The following is a 1,550-nucleotide window of genomic DNA, read 5'->3' on the forward strand; positions in this document are numbered from 1 at the left end:
TCCAGCGGTCAACTCACGGAAAGATACGATGTAGCGTGTCGGTCACAACGAACGGAGGTGAACTCTGAACGGTTTTCCGACGCGACCAACTAGTTTCAGTGCAGTAATACTGAGTAGATAAGCCACTCCTATGAGTGACACAGAGAGTAATCCGACATACGTCATTCCTTTTTCATTCAGCCATGTTCTCAAGTTCATACTCCGACTTCGATGGCTACGGATATAGTTGTTCGGGGTCTGAAATTCCACATGGGTTGACCGACGCACTCCGACGACCGCTGCCGCTACTACTACCACGTGGCCATCCCCTCTAAGATGGCAGGATAAGGATCATGGGGAACAACGAGAGACAAGAGATACTGACAGAAACATGGTGCGAGATAGCCTCTATATCTTGCACGGTGCTTCTAACAGTTGGCGGGGAGGTTGTCTGATGGGAGTATGAGGACTTCTGCTAAACACTATAGACGACTTCTGGGCTACTGAGATTTTGCAGCAGGGGATGGAATTTAACATCCACCCCTTTCATGAGCAAATGGATGAGTTCAGACAGTGAACATCAGAATCCAGAGGAACAGTCCGCCTCGGGAACGGTGACCGACGAACCGTCTTCATCCGAGGATGAGGGTGGCCATCAGATGTCGAACCAATTGACCACCTCCACGCCAGGAGAGAGCCAACCCAGTACTAGCGGTGTCGGAGAAACAGCTGGTCGAGCCTTCGATTCTGCTCGCGACCGACTCTCTGGTCAGGCCGCAAAGCAGCAGACGAAATACGTCGTTGGTCTGTTCGCGCTGGTTGGTGCTGGCTTCGGCATCACCGGCTACCTGATCATCGACCTTCTCGCAAGCGCCAACACTCCCGGTGGACAGTTCCTTTCTGCCATTTTCTCGCTGGCTCTCCTCGCGATCGTCCTGCTGATCGGTCCGGTGATTGCGGTCTACAGCAGCGTTCGCGCAGCCGACGGCCTCTACGACGAACCCCGAACAGCCTATCTTACCAGCTTCGTGAGCAACTTCGCCGGCTATCTGGTGATGGTACTGATAGCAGTCTTGTTCATCGGGGCTGCAATGAGTAGTGGTGGCGGAGGAACGGGGACCACCACCCAACAAACCACCCAGATCGCCAGCAACACTGTCAATCTCGACAATCTCCTCCTCCCGATGATCGCTCTCTCGATACCAGTGGGATTGGTCGGGCTCGGATCGACCTACCTGCATCGAAATCAGAGACCGGCTGCCGATTCAGGCGGGTCTGTCCACACCTGATCAACAGCCGTCAATACTATATATGACATGAACCAACACAGAAATACTGGAATCACCATGGCCACTGCTCCAAACAAGGGCCGCTGGAACAGAGAGTCGACCGGACAAAGTAGGCAGGACAGCCATATGAGCGAAAGACACGATCCTGTCGCTTTCTGGTATGCCGAGGCACTCAGCCAGCGATAGATGACTGAAGGGCTGTGTTGAATCGCCATAGGGCGGTGGATTTCACTGCTTGACGGAGCGTTTGATGTTGTAGACGACACACATCAGGGTGATTTC

Annotated in this window: 1 protein-coding gene; it reads left to right on the top strand. The window is 53.5% G+C overall.

Going from position 1 to position 1,550, the window contains the following annotated elements; all coding sequences use genetic code 11:
* Positions 1-593 precede the first annotated feature (593 nt).
* Positions 594-1,268 carry a hypothetical protein gene (locus C450_RS06665; protein ID WP_152424452.1) on the top strand — a complete coding sequence of 225 codons (675 nt, stop codon included), beginning with the start codon at positions 594-596 and terminating at the stop codon, positions 1,266-1,268.
* Positions 1,269-1,550: the final 282 nt, after the last annotated feature.

The organism is Halococcus salifodinae DSM 8989 (assembly GCF_000336935.1).
Lineage (GTDB): Archaea > Halobacteriota > Halobacteria > Halobacteriales > Halococcaceae > Halococcus > Halococcus salifodinae.